13 protein-coding genes are annotated in these 17,323 nt (G+C 70.7%); all 13 read left to right on the top strand.

Going from position 1 to position 17,323, the window contains the following annotated elements; all coding sequences use genetic code 11:
* The first annotated feature begins 2 nt into the window (after positions 1-2).
* Positions 3-3,317, top strand: a complete 3,315-nt coding sequence (carB, locus tag AB0M88_RS35170) for a carbamoyl-phosphate synthase large subunit (protein ID WP_364110122.1) — start codon at positions 3-5, stop codon at positions 3,315-3,317.
* A complete protein-coding gene (locus AB0M88_RS35165) occupies positions 3,314-4,330 on the top strand; it encodes a quinone-dependent dihydroorotate dehydrogenase (protein WP_364110121.1) in 1,017 nt (338 codons plus the stop codon). The genes carB and AB0M88_RS35165 overlap by 4 nt, the downstream gene beginning before the upstream one ends.
* Before the next feature lie 121 nt (positions 4,331-4,451).
* Positions 4,452-5,762: an adenosylmethionine--8-amino-7-oxononanoate transaminase gene (locus AB0M88_RS35160; RefSeq protein ID WP_364110120.1), complete on the top strand. Its 1,311-nt coding sequence runs from the start codon at positions 4,452-4,454 to the stop codon at positions 5,760-5,762.
* 12 nt (positions 5,763-5,774) lie between these two features.
* Complete coding sequence (gene pyrF / locus AB0M88_RS35155) at positions 5,775-6,605, top strand: orotidine-5'-phosphate decarboxylase (protein WP_364110119.1); 831 nt, start codon at positions 5,775-5,777, stop codon at positions 6,603-6,605.
* Between the two features lie 182 nt (positions 6,606-6,787).
* On the top strand, positions 6,788-7,105 hold the full coding sequence (mihF, locus tag AB0M88_RS35150) for an integration host factor, actinobacterial type (RefSeq protein ID WP_364110118.1): 318 nt from the start codon (positions 6,788-6,790) through the stop codon (positions 7,103-7,105).
* A gap of 32 nt (positions 7,106-7,137) precedes the next feature.
* Positions 7,138-7,731 carry a guanylate kinase gene (gmk, locus tag AB0M88_RS35145; RefSeq protein ID WP_364110117.1) on the top strand — a complete coding sequence of 198 codons (594 nt, stop codon included), beginning with the start codon at positions 7,138-7,140 and terminating at the stop codon, positions 7,729-7,731.
* A gap of 29 nt (positions 7,732-7,760) precedes the next feature.
* Positions 7,761-8,024: a DNA-directed RNA polymerase subunit omega gene (rpoZ, locus tag AB0M88_RS35140; RefSeq protein ID WP_208470182.1), complete on the top strand. Its 264-nt coding sequence runs from the start codon at positions 7,761-7,763 to the stop codon at positions 8,022-8,024.
* A 1,263-nt stretch (positions 8,025-9,287) separates the two neighbouring features.
* Complete coding sequence (coaBC, locus tag AB0M88_RS35135) at positions 9,288-10,517, top strand: bifunctional phosphopantothenoylcysteine decarboxylase/phosphopantothenate--cysteine ligase CoaBC (protein ID WP_364110116.1); 1,230 nt, start codon at positions 9,288-9,290, stop codon at positions 10,515-10,517.
* Between the two features lie 80 nt (positions 10,518-10,597).
* Positions 10,598-11,788 carry a methionine adenosyltransferase gene (gene metK, locus AB0M88_RS35130; protein WP_364110115.1) on the top strand — a complete coding sequence of 397 codons (1,191 nt, stop codon included), beginning with the start codon at positions 10,598-10,600 and terminating at the stop codon, positions 11,786-11,788.
* Positions 11,789-12,035: 247 nt separating this feature from the next.
* A complete protein-coding gene (locus tag AB0M88_RS35125) occupies positions 12,036-14,276 on the top strand; it encodes a primosomal protein N' (RefSeq protein ID WP_364110114.1) in 2,241 nt (746 codons plus the stop codon).
* A gap of 44 nt (positions 14,277-14,320) precedes the next feature.
* Positions 14,321-14,878: a peptide deformylase gene (gene def, locus AB0M88_RS35120; protein ID WP_364110113.1), complete on the top strand. Its 558-nt coding sequence runs from the start codon at positions 14,321-14,323 to the stop codon at positions 14,876-14,878.
* Positions 14,879-14,883: 5 nt separating this feature from the next.
* A complete protein-coding gene (fmt, locus tag AB0M88_RS35115; RefSeq protein ID WP_364110135.1) occupies positions 14,884-15,810 on the top strand; it encodes a methionyl-tRNA formyltransferase in 927 nt (308 codons plus the stop codon).
* Positions 15,807-17,279, top strand: a complete 1,473-nt coding sequence (locus AB0M88_RS35110) for a transcription antitermination factor NusB (RefSeq protein WP_364110112.1) — start codon at positions 15,807-15,809, stop codon at positions 17,277-17,279. Before fmt ends, AB0M88_RS35110 begins: the two co-directional genes overlap by 4 nt.
* Positions 17,280-17,323 lie beyond the last annotated feature (44 nt).

Genomic DNA, 17,323 nt, shown 5'->3' with positions numbered 1-17,323 from the left:
TCATGCCGAAACGTGACGACCTACGGCACATCATGGTGATCGGCTCCGGGCCGATCGTGATCGGCCAGGCCTGCGAGTTCGACTACTCCGGCACCCAGGCGTGCCGGGTGCTGCGCGCCGAGGGGCTGCGCGTCTCGCTGGTCAACTCCAACCCGGCCACGATCATGACCGACCCGGAGTTCGCCGACGCGACCTACGTCGAGCCGATCACCCCCGAGTTCGTCGAGCTGGTCATCGCCAAGGAGCGGCCGGACGCGATCCTGCCGACGCTGGGCGGCCAGACCGCGCTCAACACCGCGGTCGCCCTGCATGAGAACGGCGTGCTCGAGAAGTACGGCGTCGAGCTGATCGGCGCCAACATCGACGCGATCCGCAAGGGCGAGGACCGTCAGCTGTTCAAGGACATCGTGGCGCTCGCCGGCGGCGAGACCCCGCGGTCGCGGGTGTGCCACTCGATGGACGAGGTCTTCGCCACGGTGGAAGATCTCGGCTTGCCGGTGGTCATCCGGCCCTCGTTCACCATGGGCGGACTCGGCTCCGGCATGGCGCACACCCGCGAGGATCTCGAGCGGATCGCCGGCGCCGGCCTGGCCTACTCCCCGGTCCACGAGGTGCTGATCGAGGAGAGCGTGCTCGGCTGGAAGGAGTACGAGCTCGAGCTGATGCGCGACAAGCACGACAACGTCGTGGTCGTCTGCTCGATCGAGAACGTCGATCCGATGGGCGTGCACACCGGCGACAGCGTGACCGTCGCCCCGGCGATGACCCTGACCGACCGCGAATACCAGAAGCTGCGCGACCTCGGCATCGCCGTGCTGCGCGAGGTCGGCGTCGACACCGGCGGCTGCAACATCCAGTTCGCGGTCAACCCGGCCGACGGCCGCCTGGTCGTGATCGAGATGAACCCCCGGGTCTCCCGGTCCTCGGCGCTCGCCTCGAAGGCGACCGGCTTCCCGATCGCCAAGATCGCGGCGAAGCTGGCCATCGGGTACACGCTCGACGAGATCCCCAACGACATCACCCTGCAGACGCCGGCCGCGTTCGAGCCCGCCCTCGACTACGTGGTGGTGAAGATCCCGCGGTTCGCGTTCGAGAAGTTCCCGGGCGCCGACCCCGAGCTGACCACCACGATGAAGTCGGTCGGCGAGGCGATGAGCCTGGGCCGCAACTTCGCCGAGGCGCTCAACAAGGCGATGCGCTCGATGGAGACGTCGGCGGCCGGATTCTGGACCCGGCCCGACCCTTCCTCCTCGCTCGAAGACACGCTGGCGGCGCTCCGGATTCCGCACGACGGCCGTCTCTACACAGTGGAGAGAGCGCTCCGGCTGGGCGCGACGGTCGAGCAGGTGCACGAGGCGAGCGGCGGCATCGACCCCTGGTTCCTCGACGAGATCCAGGCGCTGGTCGACCTGCGGACCGAGATCATCGACGCCGCGGTGCTCGACGAGGAACTGCTGCGCCGGGCCAAGCGGTCCGGGCTCTCCGACCGGCAGCTCGCGGCGCTGCGGCCCGAGCTGGCCGGGGAGGACGGCGTCCGCATTCTGCGGCACCGGCTCGGCGTACGCCCGGTGTACAAGACGGTCGACACGTGCGCCGCCGAGTTCGAAGCCGAGACTCCTTACCACTACTCCGCGTACGACGAAGAGACCGAGGTCGCGCCGAGCGACCGGCCGAAGGTTCTGATCCTCGGGTCGGGCCCCAACCGCATCGGCCAGGGCATCGAGTTCGACTACTCGTGTGTGCACGCGGTCATGGCGTTGCGGGCCGTCGACTACGAGACCGTCATGGTCAACTGCAACCCGGAGACGGTCTCGACCGACTACGACACCGCCGACCGGCTCTATTTCGAACCGCTCACCTTCGAGGACGTCCTCGAGGTCTTCCACTCCGAGGACTCCAGCGGCAAGGCGGCCGGCGGCCCGGGCGTGGTCGGCGTGATCGTCCAGCTCGGCGGCCAGACCCCGCTCGGCCTGGCCCAGCGGCTCAAGAAGGCCGGCATCCCGATCGTCGGCACCTCGCCCGAGTCGATCGACCTGGCCGAGGACCGCGGCCTGTTCGGCGCGGTGCTGGCCAAGGCCGGGCTCCGCTCGCCCGACCACGGCACGGCGACCAGCTTCGACGAGGCCAAGGCGATCGCCGACACGATCGGGTACCCGGTTCTGGTCCGGCCGTCCTACGTGCTCGGCGGCCGCGGCATGGAGATCGTCTACGACGAGGAGATCCTGCGGGGCTACATCGAGCGGGCGACCGAGATCTCGCCCGACCACCCGGTGCTGGTCGACCGGTTCCTCGACGACGCGATCGAGATCGACGTCGACGCGCTGTGCGACGCCACCGGCGAGGTCTATATCGGCGGTGTGATGGAGCACATCGAGGAGGCCGGCATCCACTCCGGCGACTCGTCCTGCTCGCTGCCGCCGATCACGCTGGCCGGCTCGCACCTGGCCGAGGTCCGCCGCTACACCGAGGCGATCGCCCGCGGGGTCGGCGTGCGCGGCCTGCTCAACGTGCAGTACGCGCTGAAGGACGACGCGCTCTACGTGCTCGAGGCCAACCCGCGGGCGTCCCGGACGGTGCCGTTCGTCTCCAAGGCGACCGCGGTGCCGCTGGCCAAGGCGGCCGCCCGGATCATGCTCGGCGCCACCATCGCCGAGTTGCGCGAGGAGGGCATCCTGCTGCCGTCCGGCGACGGCGGCACGACGCCGGAGAACGCGCCGATCGCGATCAAGGAGGCGGTGCTGCCGTTCAAGCGGTTCCGCACCCCGACCGGCCAGGGCGTCGACAGCCTGCTCGGGCCCGAGATGAAGTCGACCGGCGAGGTGATGGGCATCGACGCCGGCTTCGGCCAGGCGTTCGCCAAGTCGCAGGCCGCGGCGTACGGGTCGCTGCCGACCAGCGGCAAGATCTTCGTCTCGGTGGCCAACCGGGACAAGCGGTCGATGATCTTCCCGATCAAGCGGCTGGCCGACCTCGGCTTCACGATCGTCACCACGGCCGGCACCGGAGAGGTGCTGCGCCGGCACGGCATCGCCTGCGAGATCGTCCCGAAGCACTTCGAGAGCCCGGGCCAGAACGCGGTCGCGCTGATCGAGGCGGGCGAGATCGCGATGATCATCAACACCCCGCAGGGCTCGGGCGCCAGCGCCCGGATGGACGGGTACGAGATCCGCAGCGCCGCGGTGACGGCCGACATCCCGAGCATCACGACCGTTCCCGGTGCCGCCGCCGCGGTCATGGGCATCGAGGCGCTGATGCGCGGCGACATGACGGTCCGCCCGCTGCAGGAGCTGCACGCGGCCCTGCGAGGCAAGGAGTGACCCTGTTCGAATCCACCGTCCGGCCGGTCCTGTTCCGGCTGGGCGGTGGCGACGCGGAGAGCGCGCACGAGGCCACGCTCAACCGGCTGGCCGGTCTCGGCGGCCTTTCGAAAGCGCTGCTCCGGGCGCGGTATTCGACGACCACCCCGGTCGAGCTGTTCGGCGTCAAGTTCCCCAACCCGATCGGCCTGGCCGCCGGGATGGACAAGAACGGTGTCGCGCTGCCCGCGTGGCCCGCGCTCGGGTTCGGCTTCGTCGAGGTCGGCACGGTCACCGCGCACGCACAGCCGGGCAACGACAAGCCCCGGCTGTTCCGGCTGCGCGACAGCGAGGCGATCATCAACCGGATGGGCTTCAACAATGCCGGGGCTTCGTCCCTCGCGGCCCGTTTGAAAGACCTCGGTCCGCTTGACGTGCCGCTCGGCATCTCCCTCGGCAAGTCCAAGATCACGCCGCTCAAGGACGCGGTCGAGGACTATCTGACCTCCTACCAGTTGCTCCACCCGTACGCCGACTACATCGCGGTCAACGTCTCGTCGCCCAACACGCCCGGGCTGCGCACGCTGCAGGACAAGGACGCGATCGCGGGCCTGCTCGGCGCGCTGGTCGGCAAGACCCCGGTGCTGGTCAAGATCGCTCCGGATCTGGCCGAGACGGCCATCGCCGAGGTGCTCGAGGTCTGCCTGCACTACGGCGCGGCCGGCGTGATCGCGACCAACACGACGCTGGCCCGCGACGGACTGGCGGCAGCCGACCAGAGCCGGGCGGCCGAGGCGGGCGGGCTCTCCGGGCGCCCGCTCACCGAGAAGGCCCGCAAGATCGTCCACTTCGTCCACACCGAGACCGGCGGCCGGCTGCCGATCATCGGGGTCGGCGGCGTGATGACGGCCGACGACGCGGCCCGCCTCTTCGACGCGGGCGCCTCGCTGGTGCAGCTCTACAGCGGTTTCATCTACAAGGGACCGGCCCTCGTGCGGGCGGCGGCCCGCAGCTTCGCGGCGGCCCGGCCATGACGGCGGCTCGTGCGGAAGGCCGGCCGCTTCGCGGTGGCCCGGCCATGACGGCGGCTCGTGCGGAAGGCCGGCCGCTTCGCGGTGAGCCGGCCATGACGGCGGCTTCAGCGGCCGGTCGGCCGTGACCACGGCCGATCCGGCCGTGCGGCCGTCCGGTTCGTCGGCCGATGACCTGATCGGCCTCGACCGGGCCCACGTCTGGCACCCCTATGGGCCGATGCCCGGCCGCTCCGACCCCTACCTCGTGCGAAGCGCGGAAGGCGTCCGCCTGAAGCTGGCCGACGGCCGCGAGCTGGTCGACGGGATGTCCTCGTGGTGGGCCGCGATCCACGGCTATCGCCACCCGGTGCTCGACGCCGCCCTGGCCGACCAGGCCGGCCGGATGAGCCACGTGATGTTCGGCGGTCTCACCCACGAGCCGGCGATCGAACTGGCCACCACGCTGGTCGAGCTCACCCCGCCCGGCCTCGAGCACGTCTTCCTGGCCGACTCCGGCTCGGTCGGCGTCGAGGTGGCGATCAAGATGGCGTTGCAGGCCCAGCTCGCCCTCGGGCGGCCGGGCCGGCGCCGGCTGGCCACCTGGCGCGGCGGCTACCACGGCGACACGTTCCACCCGATGAGCGTCTGCGATCCGGTCGGCGGCATGCACTCGCTCTGGACCGGGGTGCTGCCGGCCCAGATCTTCGCCGGCCCGCCGCCGGCTTCCTACGACGACGCGTACGCCGCCTCTCTGGTCGACATGATCGATCAGCACGCCGACGAGATCGCCGCGGTGATCGTCGAGCCGGTGGTGCAGGGCGCGGGCGGCATGCGCTTTCATCACCCGGCCTACCTTCGGGTGCTGCGCGAGGCGACGGCGGGCCACGGGATCTTTCTGATATTTGACGAAATAGCCACTGGCTTCGGGCGAACGGGGACGTTCTTCGCCGCCGAGCACGCCTCGGTCTCGCCGGACATCATGGCGGTCGGCAAGGCACTCACCGGCGGCTATCTCACCCTCGCGGCCACCCTGTGCACCCCGGAGATCGCCGCGGCCATCTCGGCCGGGGCGGGCGGTGGCCTCGCGCACGGTCCGACGTTCATGGGCAATCCGCTGGCCTGCGCGGTGGCCAACGCTTCGCTGGGCCTCCTGCGGTCGTTCGACTGGGCTTCCCGCGTACGCGCAATTGAGCGTGAGTTGCACGCCGGCCTCGACCCACTGCGGGGTTCTCCAGGCGTCGCCGACGTACGCGTCCTCGGCGCCATCGGCGTGGTCCAGCTCGACCACGACGTCGACATGGCCCCGGCGACCGCCGCCGCCGTGGACGCCGGGGTGTGGCTGCGGCCGTTCCGCGACCTGATCTACACGATGCCGCCGTTCGTCACGGACGCGGCCGACGTGGCCCGCATTACCGCGGGAATCGCCGCCGCGGTGGCGGCTAGCCGACAGTAAGGAGACACCGCGATGGAGACCTTCGGCCGACGGCTCTACGACGCGATCGAGAAGCGCGGGCCGCTGTGCGTCGGTATTGATCCACACCCCGGGCTGCTGGCTCGCTGGGGCCTCTCGGACGATGTCGCCGGCCTGGAACGCTTCGCCCGTACGGTCGTCGAAGCCCTGGCCGATCGGGTGGCCGTGTTGAAGCCGCAGTCGGCTTTTTTTGAGAGATTCGGGTCACAAGGCATCGGAATTCTTGAGTCAACTATCCGACAGTCCCGGGAGGCCGGTGCGCTCGTACTTCTCGACGTGAAGCGCGGCGACATCGGTTCGACCATGGCCGCTTATGCAAGCGCGTACCTCGATCCTGCGAGTTCGCTGAGTGTCGATGCGATTACTCTGAGTCCCTATCTCGGAGTCGGCTCGTTGCAGCCGGCATTCGACCTCGCGGCCGCGAACGGCGCCGGAGTCTTCGCCCTGGCGCTGACGTCGAACCCGGAGGGACCGGCCGTCCAACATGCCGTCTCGGCGTCCGGCAAGACCGTCGCGCAAACCGTGATCGATGAGATTTCCCAGCTCAACAAGGGTGTGGAGCCACTCGGGAGCTTCGGGCTGGTGGTCGGAGCAACCATTGGGGACACCGGTCATGATCTGTCCGAAGTGAACGGTCCACTGCTCTCGCCGGGCCTCGGAGCGCAGGGTGCGACCCCTGCGGACCTGCGTACGGTCTTCGGAAAAAGCATGCGCAACGTGCTGCCGTCGTACTCACGGGAAGTTCTCACGGCGGGACCATCAGTGGCCGAACTGCGGGCCGCCGCGGAGCGCGCGACGCGGGACTGCCGGCTCGCGCTCGGGTGAAAGGGCCTGCTTATCAGGCCCGCGAAGAACCGGTACGGGGGTACCCCCACGTTGCCGAATCCCTCGTTGACCGCTAGTTTTCCCGGCGCCAGGAACCACATGCCCCTTTGGTTCCCTGGCACACCACGTTTCACAGATGCGCCGGTATTGCTACCGCCGCGATAGGGACCTGAGGAGAACTGGTGCCGCTCCCGTCACTGAGCCCCGAGCAGCGCGCTGCAGCGCTGGAGAAGGCCGCGGAAGTTCGCAAGGCGCGGGCTGAGCTGAAGGAACAGCTCAAGTCCGGCAAGACCACCCTGGCCGCCGTGCTCGACCGCGCGGAGGCTGACGAGGTCGTCGGCAAGCTGAAGGTCTCGGCCGTGCTTCAGGCGCTGCCGGGCATCGGCAAGATCCGCGCGACCCAGATCATGGAGAAGCTCAAGATCGCTGACAGCCGCCGCCTGCGCGGCCTCGGCGACCAGCAGCGGAAGGCCCTCCTGGGGGAGTTCGCTGCCAACTGACTCACCGGCTCGTGTTGAATGAGCCTGTGAGCATGGATGACGACGCGCGCCCGGCAGCCCGCCTCACCGTCCTGTCCGGCCCCAGTGGGGTCGGCAAGGACAGCGTGATCGAGCTGATCCGGGCGCGCTCGCCTTGGATCAGACTGTCGGTGTCGGTCACAACCCGGAAGAAGCGGGACTACGAGACCGACGGAGAGCACTACCACTTCGTCACCCGACCGGAATTCCAACGACTGATCGACGGCGGACAACTGCTCGAATGGGCCGAATTCGCCGGCAACCTCTACGGAACGCCCCGGGCCCAGGTCGAGGGCTGGCTGTCCCAGGGCCGGCCGGTACTGCTGAAGATCGACCTGCAGGGCGCCCGGCTGGTCCGAGCCGCGATGCCCGACGCGCAACTGGTGTTCCTCGCCCCGCCCAGCGTGGAAGAACTCAAGCGCCGACTGGTCGGCCGCGGCACCGACGACGAAGAAACGATCAAGAAGCGACTGGCCCACGCCGACGAGGAACTCGCCGCCGAAAGCGAGTTCGACGTGACCGTCGTCAACGACTTCGTCGAGCGGGCCGCAGATGAGCTGGTAGGATTGCTCGGTTCATCATTTCTGACCCCGGCCCGGGATCTCTGAAACCCAGATCATTAAGGAAGTTCGACAAAGTGGGAACCATCGCGAACCCCGAAGGCATCACCAACCCGCCGATCGACGAGCTGCTCGACAAGACCTCGTCGAAGTACTCGCTGGTGATCTTCGCGGCCAAGCGCGCCCGCCAGGTCAACGCCTACTACAGCCAGCTCGGTGAGGGCCTCCTGGAGTATGTCGGCCCCCTGGTCGAGACCACTCCGCAGGAAAAGCCGCTCTCCATCGCCATGCGCGAGATCAACGCCGGCCTGCTCACGGCCGAGCCCACCGACCAGCCGTAATCGCCCGGGTAAAGTGTGTTCGCGGAAAGCGCGAACCGCGGTGGGCGATTACGGATGCTAGCTCCGGGGGCCGAGCCCCCGGACGCCCCGCGTTGCGGTGGTTGCGCTGAGCGGGTCGCTCGCGGGAGCGCCGCGTTGCGGGTGTTTCCGCTAGGCGGTTAGCGCGCGGCAAGGCCGCGTTGCGGGTGTTTCCGCTGGGTGATTGGTTTGCGGAGCGCGACGTTGCGGGTGCTTCCACTAGGCGGTTGGCTCGCGGCAAGGCCGCGTTGCGGATGCTTTGCTGGGCGGTTTGCTTGCGGGAGCGCGACGTTGCGAGTGTTCTGCTTGGGCGGTTTGCTTGCGGCAGGGCCGCGTTGTGGGTGCTTCCCCTGGGCGGTTGGTTTGCTTGCGGCGATGTCACGTTGCGGGTGCTTCCGCCGGGCGGTTTGCTTGCGGTGACCGCCACGTTGCGATGCTGCTGGTGAGCGCTTGCGCGCGGCGGCCGTGCGTTGGGTGATTTCTTGCGGTGAGTTTCAAAGTGCTGTGCCTCTTGTTCGCGGAACGCGCGAACAAGGGGCATTTTGTATTTCTGCGCTGGTAGGGCCGATGAGCTGGGCTGCTCTGCCCGGCAGGGCGGCTTCGGGCGCAAGTCAGCGCCGCGTCGCTTTCGCGGACTCGCTTGGATGTGTGGGCGGTGCCGTCACGCTTTGACCGAGTGTCTGTCGCGAGTCGCTTTGACTGTGTCGTCAGCGGCTGTCCCGCGGCCGCCTGCCGCCGGGTCGTGGCGGTTCGGCGGCTGTCCTGCGGCCGCGTGCCGGGTCGTGTCGGTTCGGCGGCTGTTCCGCGCCTGCTTGCCGGGTCGTGGCGGTTCGGTCGTTGTTCCGGGTCTGGGCGGTGGGTCGCGGCGGTTCGGTGGTTGTTGCGCGCCTGCGCGTCGGGCCGTGGCGGTCTTGCTCCTCCTGGGCATTGACGAGCTTGTTGGATGGGCAGACGTCGTGGGCGATCGGAGGCTGACCGGCAGGGGCCGGCGTCGCTGCGGGAGCAAGACGGCGAGCTTGCCTGGTTGCGGGGGCAGAGTGCGGAACTGCAACAGGAAGCGGATCTTGCGGAAGGTGGGTGCCTGTTCGGCGAGGAGTGGATCGGTGACCGGCCGGTTCCGGTTCGTCGCCGCGCCGGTGAGCTGGGCGCGGTGTCAGGCGGCTGTGGTGGGGGATAAGTGCGGGGGCGGGGCTGGCAGCGCCTAACGTTGGGCACGGTGAAAGATCGACCCATGTTTAGGGGCGTGTGGTGGCTGAGGTAGTGCTGGGCGTGTGCGGGGGGATCGCCGCGTACAAGGCGTGTGAGCTGCTGCGGCTGTTCACCGAGGCGGGGCATCGGGTGCGGGTGGTGCCGACCGCGGCGGCGCTGAAGTTCGTGGGGGAGCCGACCTGGGCGGCGCTGTCGGGGCAGCCGGTGGCGACCGAGGTGTTTCAGGACGCCCACGAGGTGCCGCACGTGCGGATCGGGCGGCAGGCTGAGCTGGTGGTGGTGGCGCCGGCTACGGCGGACATGCTGGCCAAGGCGGCGCACGGCATCGCCGACGATCTGTTGACCAACACGCTGCTGACGGCCACGTGCCCGGTGGTCTTCGCGCCGGCGATGCACACGGAGATGTGGGAAAACCCGGCTACGCGGGCCAACGTCGCCACGCTGCGGGCGCGTGGGGCGATCGTGATCGAGCCGGCGGTCGGGCGCCTCACCGGCAAGGACACGGGTAAGGGCCGGCTGCCGGAGCCGCGGGAGATTTTCGAGCTGGCACTGCGCGTACGGAAAAAGGGTCTTGACCTTGATCTTGGCGGCCGGCATGTGGTGGTGACCGCGGGCGGGACGCGCGAGCCGCTCGATCCGGTGCGGTTCCTCGGGAACCGGTCGTCGGGCAAGCAGGGTTATGCGCTGGCCCGGGCGGCGGCGGCCCGCGGGGCGCGGGTCACACTCATTGCGGCGAATGTCACCCTGTCCGATCCCGCAGGAACTGACATCGTGCGGGTCGGCACGACCGAGGAACTGCGGGCCGCGACCGTCGCCGCGGCGGCCGGCGCCGACGTCGTGGTCATGTCGGCCGCGCCGGCCGATTTCCGGCCGGCGACGGTCCGGGATCAGAAGATCAAAAAGACCGAGGGGGGTACGCCGGAGCCGATCGCTCTGGTGACCAACCCCGACATCGCCGCCGAACTGGGTGCGAACAAGCGGCCTGGGCAGGTCCTGGTCGCGTTCGCGGCCGAGACGCACGACGCGCTCGAGAACGCCCGCGCTAAATTGATCAAGAAACGTGCCGATGTGATCGTCGTCAACGAGGTCGGTGTCGACAAGGTCTTCGGCGCCGATCGCAACACCGTCACGATCCTCGGGGCCGACGGCAGCAGGGCCGAGCTGGGCGAACTGCCGAAAGACGATGTGGCCGATATGATTTGGGACATCGTTGTGCCGATCCTAAATCCGCAGGATGGATCGGCAGGTCGGCCCGGGTGGGACTGACTGAACCTCCAGGCGACTTTTGTTTGGCGTGGTGACTACACTGCCCGCGACAGCTAGTAGTCGACATACTGAGGAGCACCGTGGCACGCCGCCTGTTCACCTCCGAGTCGGTCACGGAGGGCCACCCGGACAAGATCGCTGACCAGATCAGCGACGGCATTCTCGATGCCCTGCTCACGCAGGACCCGCGCAGCCGCGTGGCGGTCGAGACCCTGATCACGACCGGGCAGGTGCACGTCGCGGGTGAGGTCACCACCCAGGCGTACGCCGACATCCCGAGCATCGTGCGCGACACGATCCTCCGCATCGGCTACGACTCGTCGAAGAAGGGCTTCGACGGCGCGTCGTGCGGCGTGAGCGTCTCGATCGGCTCCCAGTCGCCCGACATCGCCCAGGGCGTCGACAGCGCCATCGAGCTGCGCACCGGCGACTCCGAGCACGTCCTCGACTCGCAGGGTGCCGGCGACCAGGGCATGATGTTCGGCTTCGCCTGCTCGGAGACCCCCGAGCTGATGCCGCTGCCGATCGCGCTCGCCCACCGCCTGGCCCGCCGCCTGTCCGCGGTCCGCAAGGACGGCACGATCCCCTACCTGCGGCCCGACGGCAAGACCCAGGTCACGATCGAATACGACGGCCTGCGCCCGGTTCGCCTCGACACGGTCGTCGTGTCGTCGCAGCACGCCGCCGACATCTCGCTCGAGAGCCTGCTCACCCCGGACGTCCGCGAGCACGTCATCGCCCCCGAGCTCGAGGGCCTCGGCCTCGACACCGAGGGCTACCGCCTGCTGGTCAACCCAACCGGCCGCTTCGAGATCGGCGGCCCGATGGGCGACGCCGGCCTCACCGGCCGCAAGATCATCGTCGACACCTACGGCGGCTACGCCCGCCACGGCGGCGGCGCCTTCTCGGGCAAGGACCCGTCCAAGGTGGACCGCTCCGCGGCGTACGCGATGCGCTGGGTCGCCAAGAACGTCGTCGCGGCCGGCCTGGCCGAGCGGTGCGAGGCCCAGGTCGCGTACGCGATCGGCAAGGCCCACCCGGTGTCGCTGTTCGTGGAGACCTTCGGCACCGAGAACGTGCCGGTCGAGCGCATCGAGAAGGCCATCAACGACGTCTTCGACCTCCGCCCGGCCGCGATCATCCGTGACCTCGACCTGCTGCGCCCGATCTACCAGCAGACCGCGGCCTACGGCCACTTCGGCCGTGATCTCCCCGAGCTCAAGTGGGAGAGCACCGACCGCGCCCAGGACCTGAAGAACGCCGCCGCCTGATAGGCGGCCACACGTGATGGCCGGCGCCCCGGGTGGGGCGCCGGCCATTTCCATTGCCTGAGCCGCTGTGAGTGGCTGGGTCGTTGTGAGTGGCTGGCCCGCTCTGAGTTGCTGGGTCGCTGTGAGTGGCTGGCCCCTGGGGTGGTTGCGCCGGTCGCGAGTGCCTGGGCGGTCGTGGGCGGATCACCCGGGTCCGCGTGGGCGCCGGTGCGCGGAAGTGTCGTAGCCGCCGGGCATGATTGGCCCGATGGTGACGAGGAGCGCGCGCAAAGATCGGGAACCGGCCGAGCAGCTGCCGGTCGCCCGAGTGTGCGTCGACGTCCCCCTGGCGCACCTGGATCGCCCCTTCGACTACCTGGTCGAGTCCGCCGACGATCAAGTCGCCCGGCCCGGCGTGCGGGTCAAGGTGCGGTTCGCCGGGCAGCTGGTCGGCGGGTTTCTGCTGGAGCGGGTCGAGAGCTCGCCGCACACCGGCAAACTCGCCTACCTCGAGAAGATCGTTTCGCCCGAGCAGGTGCTCGACCCGGAGGTCGCCCGGCTCGCGCGGGCGGTGGCCGACCGTTACGCCGGAAATCTCTGTGACGTGCTCCGGCTCGCCGTGCCGCCGCGACACGCCCGGGTGGAGACGCAGGCGCCTAAGGCGCTGCCGAACGCCGCCGACCAAGAACCCGCGACCGGGGAGGACGAAACCGAGCTCGACACCGGGCCGGAGATCGAGTCTGAGACCAGGCCCGAGGCTGGGCGGGAGATCGAGCGCGAGGCTGGGCCGGAGACTGGGCCGGAGGCCGAGCGCGAGGCTGGGCCGGAGACTGGGCCGGAGGCCGAGCGCGAGGCTGGGCCGGAGATCGAGGCTGGGACGGAGATCGAGCTCGAGACCGGGCCGGAGACCGAACGCGAGATCGGGGCGGAGAGCGGGTCCGGCAGAAAGGGCGCCGTGGAAGTCGCGCCCGGGGAGGGCTGGGGGGCCTACACCGCCGGGGCGGCCTTCCTGCGCGGGCTCTCGGAAGGGCGGGCGCTCCGGGCCGTCTGGGGTGCGCTGCCCGGGGAGGACTGGGCCCGCCGGATCGCCGAGGCCGCCGCCGCGACCGTGCGGGCCGGGCGCGGGGTCGTGATCGTCGTGGCTGACGCGCGGGATCTCGACCGGATGGACCGGGCGCTCGGCGAGGCGCTGGGTTCCGGGCAGCACGTCGCGCTCAACGCCGCCCTCGGGCCGGCCGAGCGCTATCGAAGGTTTCTGCAGGCCAGCCGGCATCAGGTGCCGGTTGTCGTCGGCACCCGGGCGGCCATGTGGGCGCCGGCGTCGAAGCTGGGCCTGGTCGTGATCTGGGACGACGGCGACGACCTGCACGCCGAGCCGAGGTCGCCCTACCCGCACGCGCGCGAGGTGCTGCTCACGCGGGCTCAGCTGAGTGACTGTGCGGCGCTGGTGGCCGGTTTCGCGCGGACGGGCGAGGCCCAGCTGCTGCTGGAGACCGGCTGGGCGAAGGAGATCTCGGCCCCGCGGGACACGCTGCGGCTGCGGTCGCCGGCGATCGCCCCGACCGGCGACGATCCTCAGCTGGCGCGCGATCCGGGTGCGGCGACCGCGCGGCTGCCCAGCCTGGCCTGGCAGGCGGCCCGGCAGGCGCTGCAGCATGACACTCCGGTGCTGGTGCAGGTGCCGCGGCGGGGTTATCTGCCGAACACCGCCTGCGCCGAGTGCCGGACTCCGGCGCGGTGTCCGCACTGTTCGGGGTCGCTCGGCCTGGCGGGGGCCCGCGACGTTCCGACCTGTCACTGGTGTGGCCGGGCGGCCGCCGCGTACAGCTGCCCGAACTGCGGCAGCCGCCGGCTGCGGGCCTCGGTGACCGGGGCCCGGCGGACCGCCGAGGAGCTGGGGCGGGCGTTTCCCGGGGCGACGATCCGGACCTCGGGGCGGGACGAGGTCCTCGATCACGTGCCCGGCGAAGCGGCCGTGGTGGTCGCCACGCCGGGGGCCGAACCTACGGCCGAGGGTGGCTATGGCGCGGTGCTTCTGCTCGACACGTGGGCGCTGCTGACCCGGGCCGATCTGCGGGCGGCCGAGGAGACGATGCGCCGCTGGCTCAACGCGGCGGCGCTGGCGAGGTCCGACGGGCGAGTCGTCGTGGTCGCCGACGGGGGACTGGCGACCGTGCAGGCGCTCCTGCGGTGGGATCCGGGGTGGTTCGCCGCCCGCGAGCTGGCTGAGCGGCGCGAACTCGGCTTTCCCCCGGCCGTACGGATGGCGAGCGTGACCGGGAAGGCCGAGGCCGTCGCCGAGCTTCTGTCGGCGGCGAAGCTGCCGGACGGCGCCGAGTTGCTCGGGCCGGTTCCGGCCGACGATGAGCAGGAGCGGATGCTCGTCCGGGTGAATCGGGGGCGGGCCGCCGAGATGGCGCACGCCTTGCACGAGGCGTCGGGGGTGCGCAGCGCCCGGAAGGCGGCCCTGCCGGTACGCATAGAGGTCGACCCGGCCGCTCTGTTCTAGAAACGTAGACTTGGCTGTTGCTTTGAATGAGGGAGTCTCTCCGCGTGACCGTCCAGCCCATCCGTCTCTTCGGCGATCCGGTGCTTCGCTCGCCCGCCGATCCCGTCGTCGACTTCGACAAGGAACTGCGCAACCTGGTCAAGGACCTGATCGAGACGATGCAGGACGAGGGCGGCGCCGGACTCGCCGCCCCGCAGCTCGGCGTCGGTCTGCGGGTGTTCGCGTTCGACGTCGACGACGTGGTCGGCCACATCATCAACCCGGTGTTGTCGTTCCCCGACGACGAGGAGCAGGACGGCCCCGAGGGCTGCCTGTCGATTCCGGGCATCTACATCGACACCAAACGCCGGCAGAACGTGGTCGCGCAGGGTTTCACCGAGCACGGCGACCCGCTGCAACTGGTCGGCACCGGGCTGATGGCCCGCTGTGTGCAGCACGAGACGGATCACCTCGACGGCGTGCTGTTCCTCGACCGCCTCGACTCGGCCAGCCGGAAGGACGCGATGAAGCAGATCCGGGCCGCGGAGTGGTACAACGCCGACCGGCCGCCGCTGATCAAGGAGAGCCCGCACGGCCGGGGCATCTTCGGCGTGGGGCGGTGAGCGGGTTGCGTCTGGTCTTCGCCGGCACTCCCGCGGTCGCCCTGCCCGCTCTCGACGCGATCGCCGCGTCGAGCCACGAACTGCTCGCGGTCGTGACCCGGCCCGATGCCCCGGCCGGCCGGGGCCGCCACCTGGTGCGTTCGCCCGCCGGGGCGTGGGCCGACGAGCACGGCATCGAGGTGCTCACGCCGGAGAGGCCGCGGGAGCCCGAGTTCCAGGAGCGGCTGCGCGAGCTGGCGCCCGACTGCGTGCCGGTCGTCGCCTACGGCGCTCTGGTGCCGCCGAGTGCTCTGGAGATTCCGCGGCACGGCTGGGTCAACCTGCACTTCTCGCTGCTGCCGGCCTGGCGGGGCGCCGCGCCCGTGCAGCACGCGGTGCTGCACGGCGACGAGGTGACCGGGGCCAGCGTCTTCGAGCTCGAGGCGGGGCTCGACACCGGCCCGGTCTACGGCACGCTGACCGAGGACATCCGGCCCGCCGATACGAGCGGTGACCTGCTCGAACGGCTGGCCGGGGAGGGGGCGGGGCTGCTCGTGGCGGTGCTCGACGCGATCGACGCCGGCACGGCCCGGGCCCATCCGCAGCCGGCTGACGGGGTCACGCTCGCGCCCAAGATCACGATCGACGACGCGCGCGTCCGCTGGGACGATCCGGCGTTCGCGGTCGACCGCCGCATCCGGGCCTGCACGCCGGCGCCGGGCGCGTGGACGACGCTGCGCGGCGACCGGCTCAAGCTGGGCCCGGTCAAGCCGGTGGCGAACGCGGCGGGGCTGGCTCCGGGTGATCTGTTGATCGAGCGGACGCAGGTGCTGGTCGGCACGGCGACCACGCCGGTCGCGCTGGGCGAGGTGCGTGCGGCCGGCAAGAAGCCGATGCCCGCCACCGACTGGGCCCGTGGCCTGCGCATCCAACCGGGGGAGAAGCTCCAGTGAACGATCATCGAGCCGACCGGCCGCACGGATCGGGCCGGCCGCGCCGTCCCTCCGGCCCGGGCTATGCCCGCGACGACCGTGCGGGCCGGGCTCCGCGTTCCGGTCGCCCGCCGTCCGACCCGGCCCGCCAGGCGGCGTACGAGGCGATCGCGGCGGTGCACCGCGACGACGCGTACGCCAACCTGGTCCTGTCCGACATCCTGCGCGAGATGCACCTGTCGGGCCGGGACGCCGCCTTCGCCACCGAGCTGACCTACGGCACGCTGCGCGCGCTCGGCACTCTCGACCTGATCGTGGCCGAGGCGGCCGGTCGTGACGTGGCCCGCATCGACCCGCCGGCCCGCGACGCGCTGCGCCTGGGCGCCTATCAACTGCTCTACACCCGGGTACCGGCGCACGCCGCGGTCAACCAGACGGTCGACCTGGTGCGGTCGGTGGCGCCGGGGGCGTCCGGGTTCGCCAACGCGGTCATGCGGGCGATCACCGAGCGCTCGCTCGACGAGTGGCTGGAGCGGCTGGCTCCGCCCTATGCGGAAGACCCGGTCGGCAACCTGTCGGTGCTGCACAACCACCCGCAGTGGATCATCCGGTCGTTCGCCGAGGCGCTCGGCGGCGACCTCGAGGACACCGCCCGGCTCCTGATCGAAGACAACCAGCCGGCGACCGTGCACCTGTGCGCCCGTCCGGGGCGGGTCGACGCGGTCGAGCTGGCCGACGAGGTCGACGGGGTGCCGGGGGCGTTCTCGCCGTACGCGGTCTATCTGAACGGCGGCTCCCCGCGCGAGCTGGCGGCGATCCACGACGGCCGTACGCACGTGCAGGACGAGGGTTCGCAGCTGGTCGCGGCGGCGATGCTGGCCGCCCCGCTGGAGGGGCGCGACACCCGCTGGCTCGACCTGTGCGCGGGCCCGGGCGGCAAGGCCGGCCTGCTCGGCTCGATCGCCGCCCTGCGCGGCGCCGAGGTGACCGCGGTCGAGGTGGCCGAGCACCGGGCCCGGCTGGTCGAGCAGGCCACCGAGGGCATGCCGGTGACCGTGTTGCCGATGGACGGCCGCTCGGTCGGCCGCGACCCCGACCTGCCCGAGGAGTCGTTCGACCGGGTGCTGGTCGACGCGCCCTGCACCGGGCTCGGTTCGCTGCGCCGGCGGCCGGAGGCGCGCTGGCGCCGGCAACCGGCCGATCTGCCGCCGCTGACCCGGCTGCAGCGGGAGTTGCTGGTCGCGGCGCTGCGGGCGGTTCGTCCCGGAGGAGTGGTCGCTTACGTGACGTGTTCACCCCATATGGTCGAGACGCAAGTCACAGTCAGCGAGGGGGCGCGGCGCAGCGGCGTGGAGGTCGACTTCGTGGACGCGCGTCCGCTGCTGCCGCCCGGCATGCCTGGCCTGGGGGCGGGCCCGACCGTGCAGCTGTGGCCGCACCGTCACGGCACCGACGCGATGTTCCTGGCGGTGTTGCGCCGGACGGCCTGATTCGGCAATCTTCACCGCTTTGATCGACATGCTCAGGGTATACA

The organism is Actinoplanes sp. NPDC051411 (genome assembly GCF_040682075.1).
In the GTDB taxonomy this organism is placed as follows: domain Bacteria; phylum Actinomycetota; class Actinomycetes; order Mycobacteriales; family Micromonosporaceae; genus Actinoplanes.
The sequence above is the reverse complement of the archived record's forward strand: the minus strand, read 5'-3'. Positions and strand labels throughout refer to the sequence as shown.

What these genes read in the sequence shown, in the direction of transcription:
- gmk (WP_364110117.1), top strand. Translation starts at nt 7,138, where the DNA reads ATGGATGACGACGCGCGCCCGGCAGCCCGCCTCACCGTCCTGTCCGGC.
- carB (WP_364110122.1), top strand. Translation starts at nt 3, where the DNA reads ATGCCGAAACGTGACGACCTACGGCACATCATGGTGATCGGCTCCGGG.
- pyrF (WP_364110119.1), top strand. Translation starts at nt 5,775, where the DNA reads ATGGAGACCTTCGGCCGACGGCTCTACGACGCGATCGAGAAGCGCGGG.
- AB0M88_RS35125 (WP_364110114.1), top strand. Translation starts at nt 12,036, where the DNA reads ATGGTGACGAGGAGCGCGCGCAAAGATCGGGAACCGGCCGAGCAGCTG.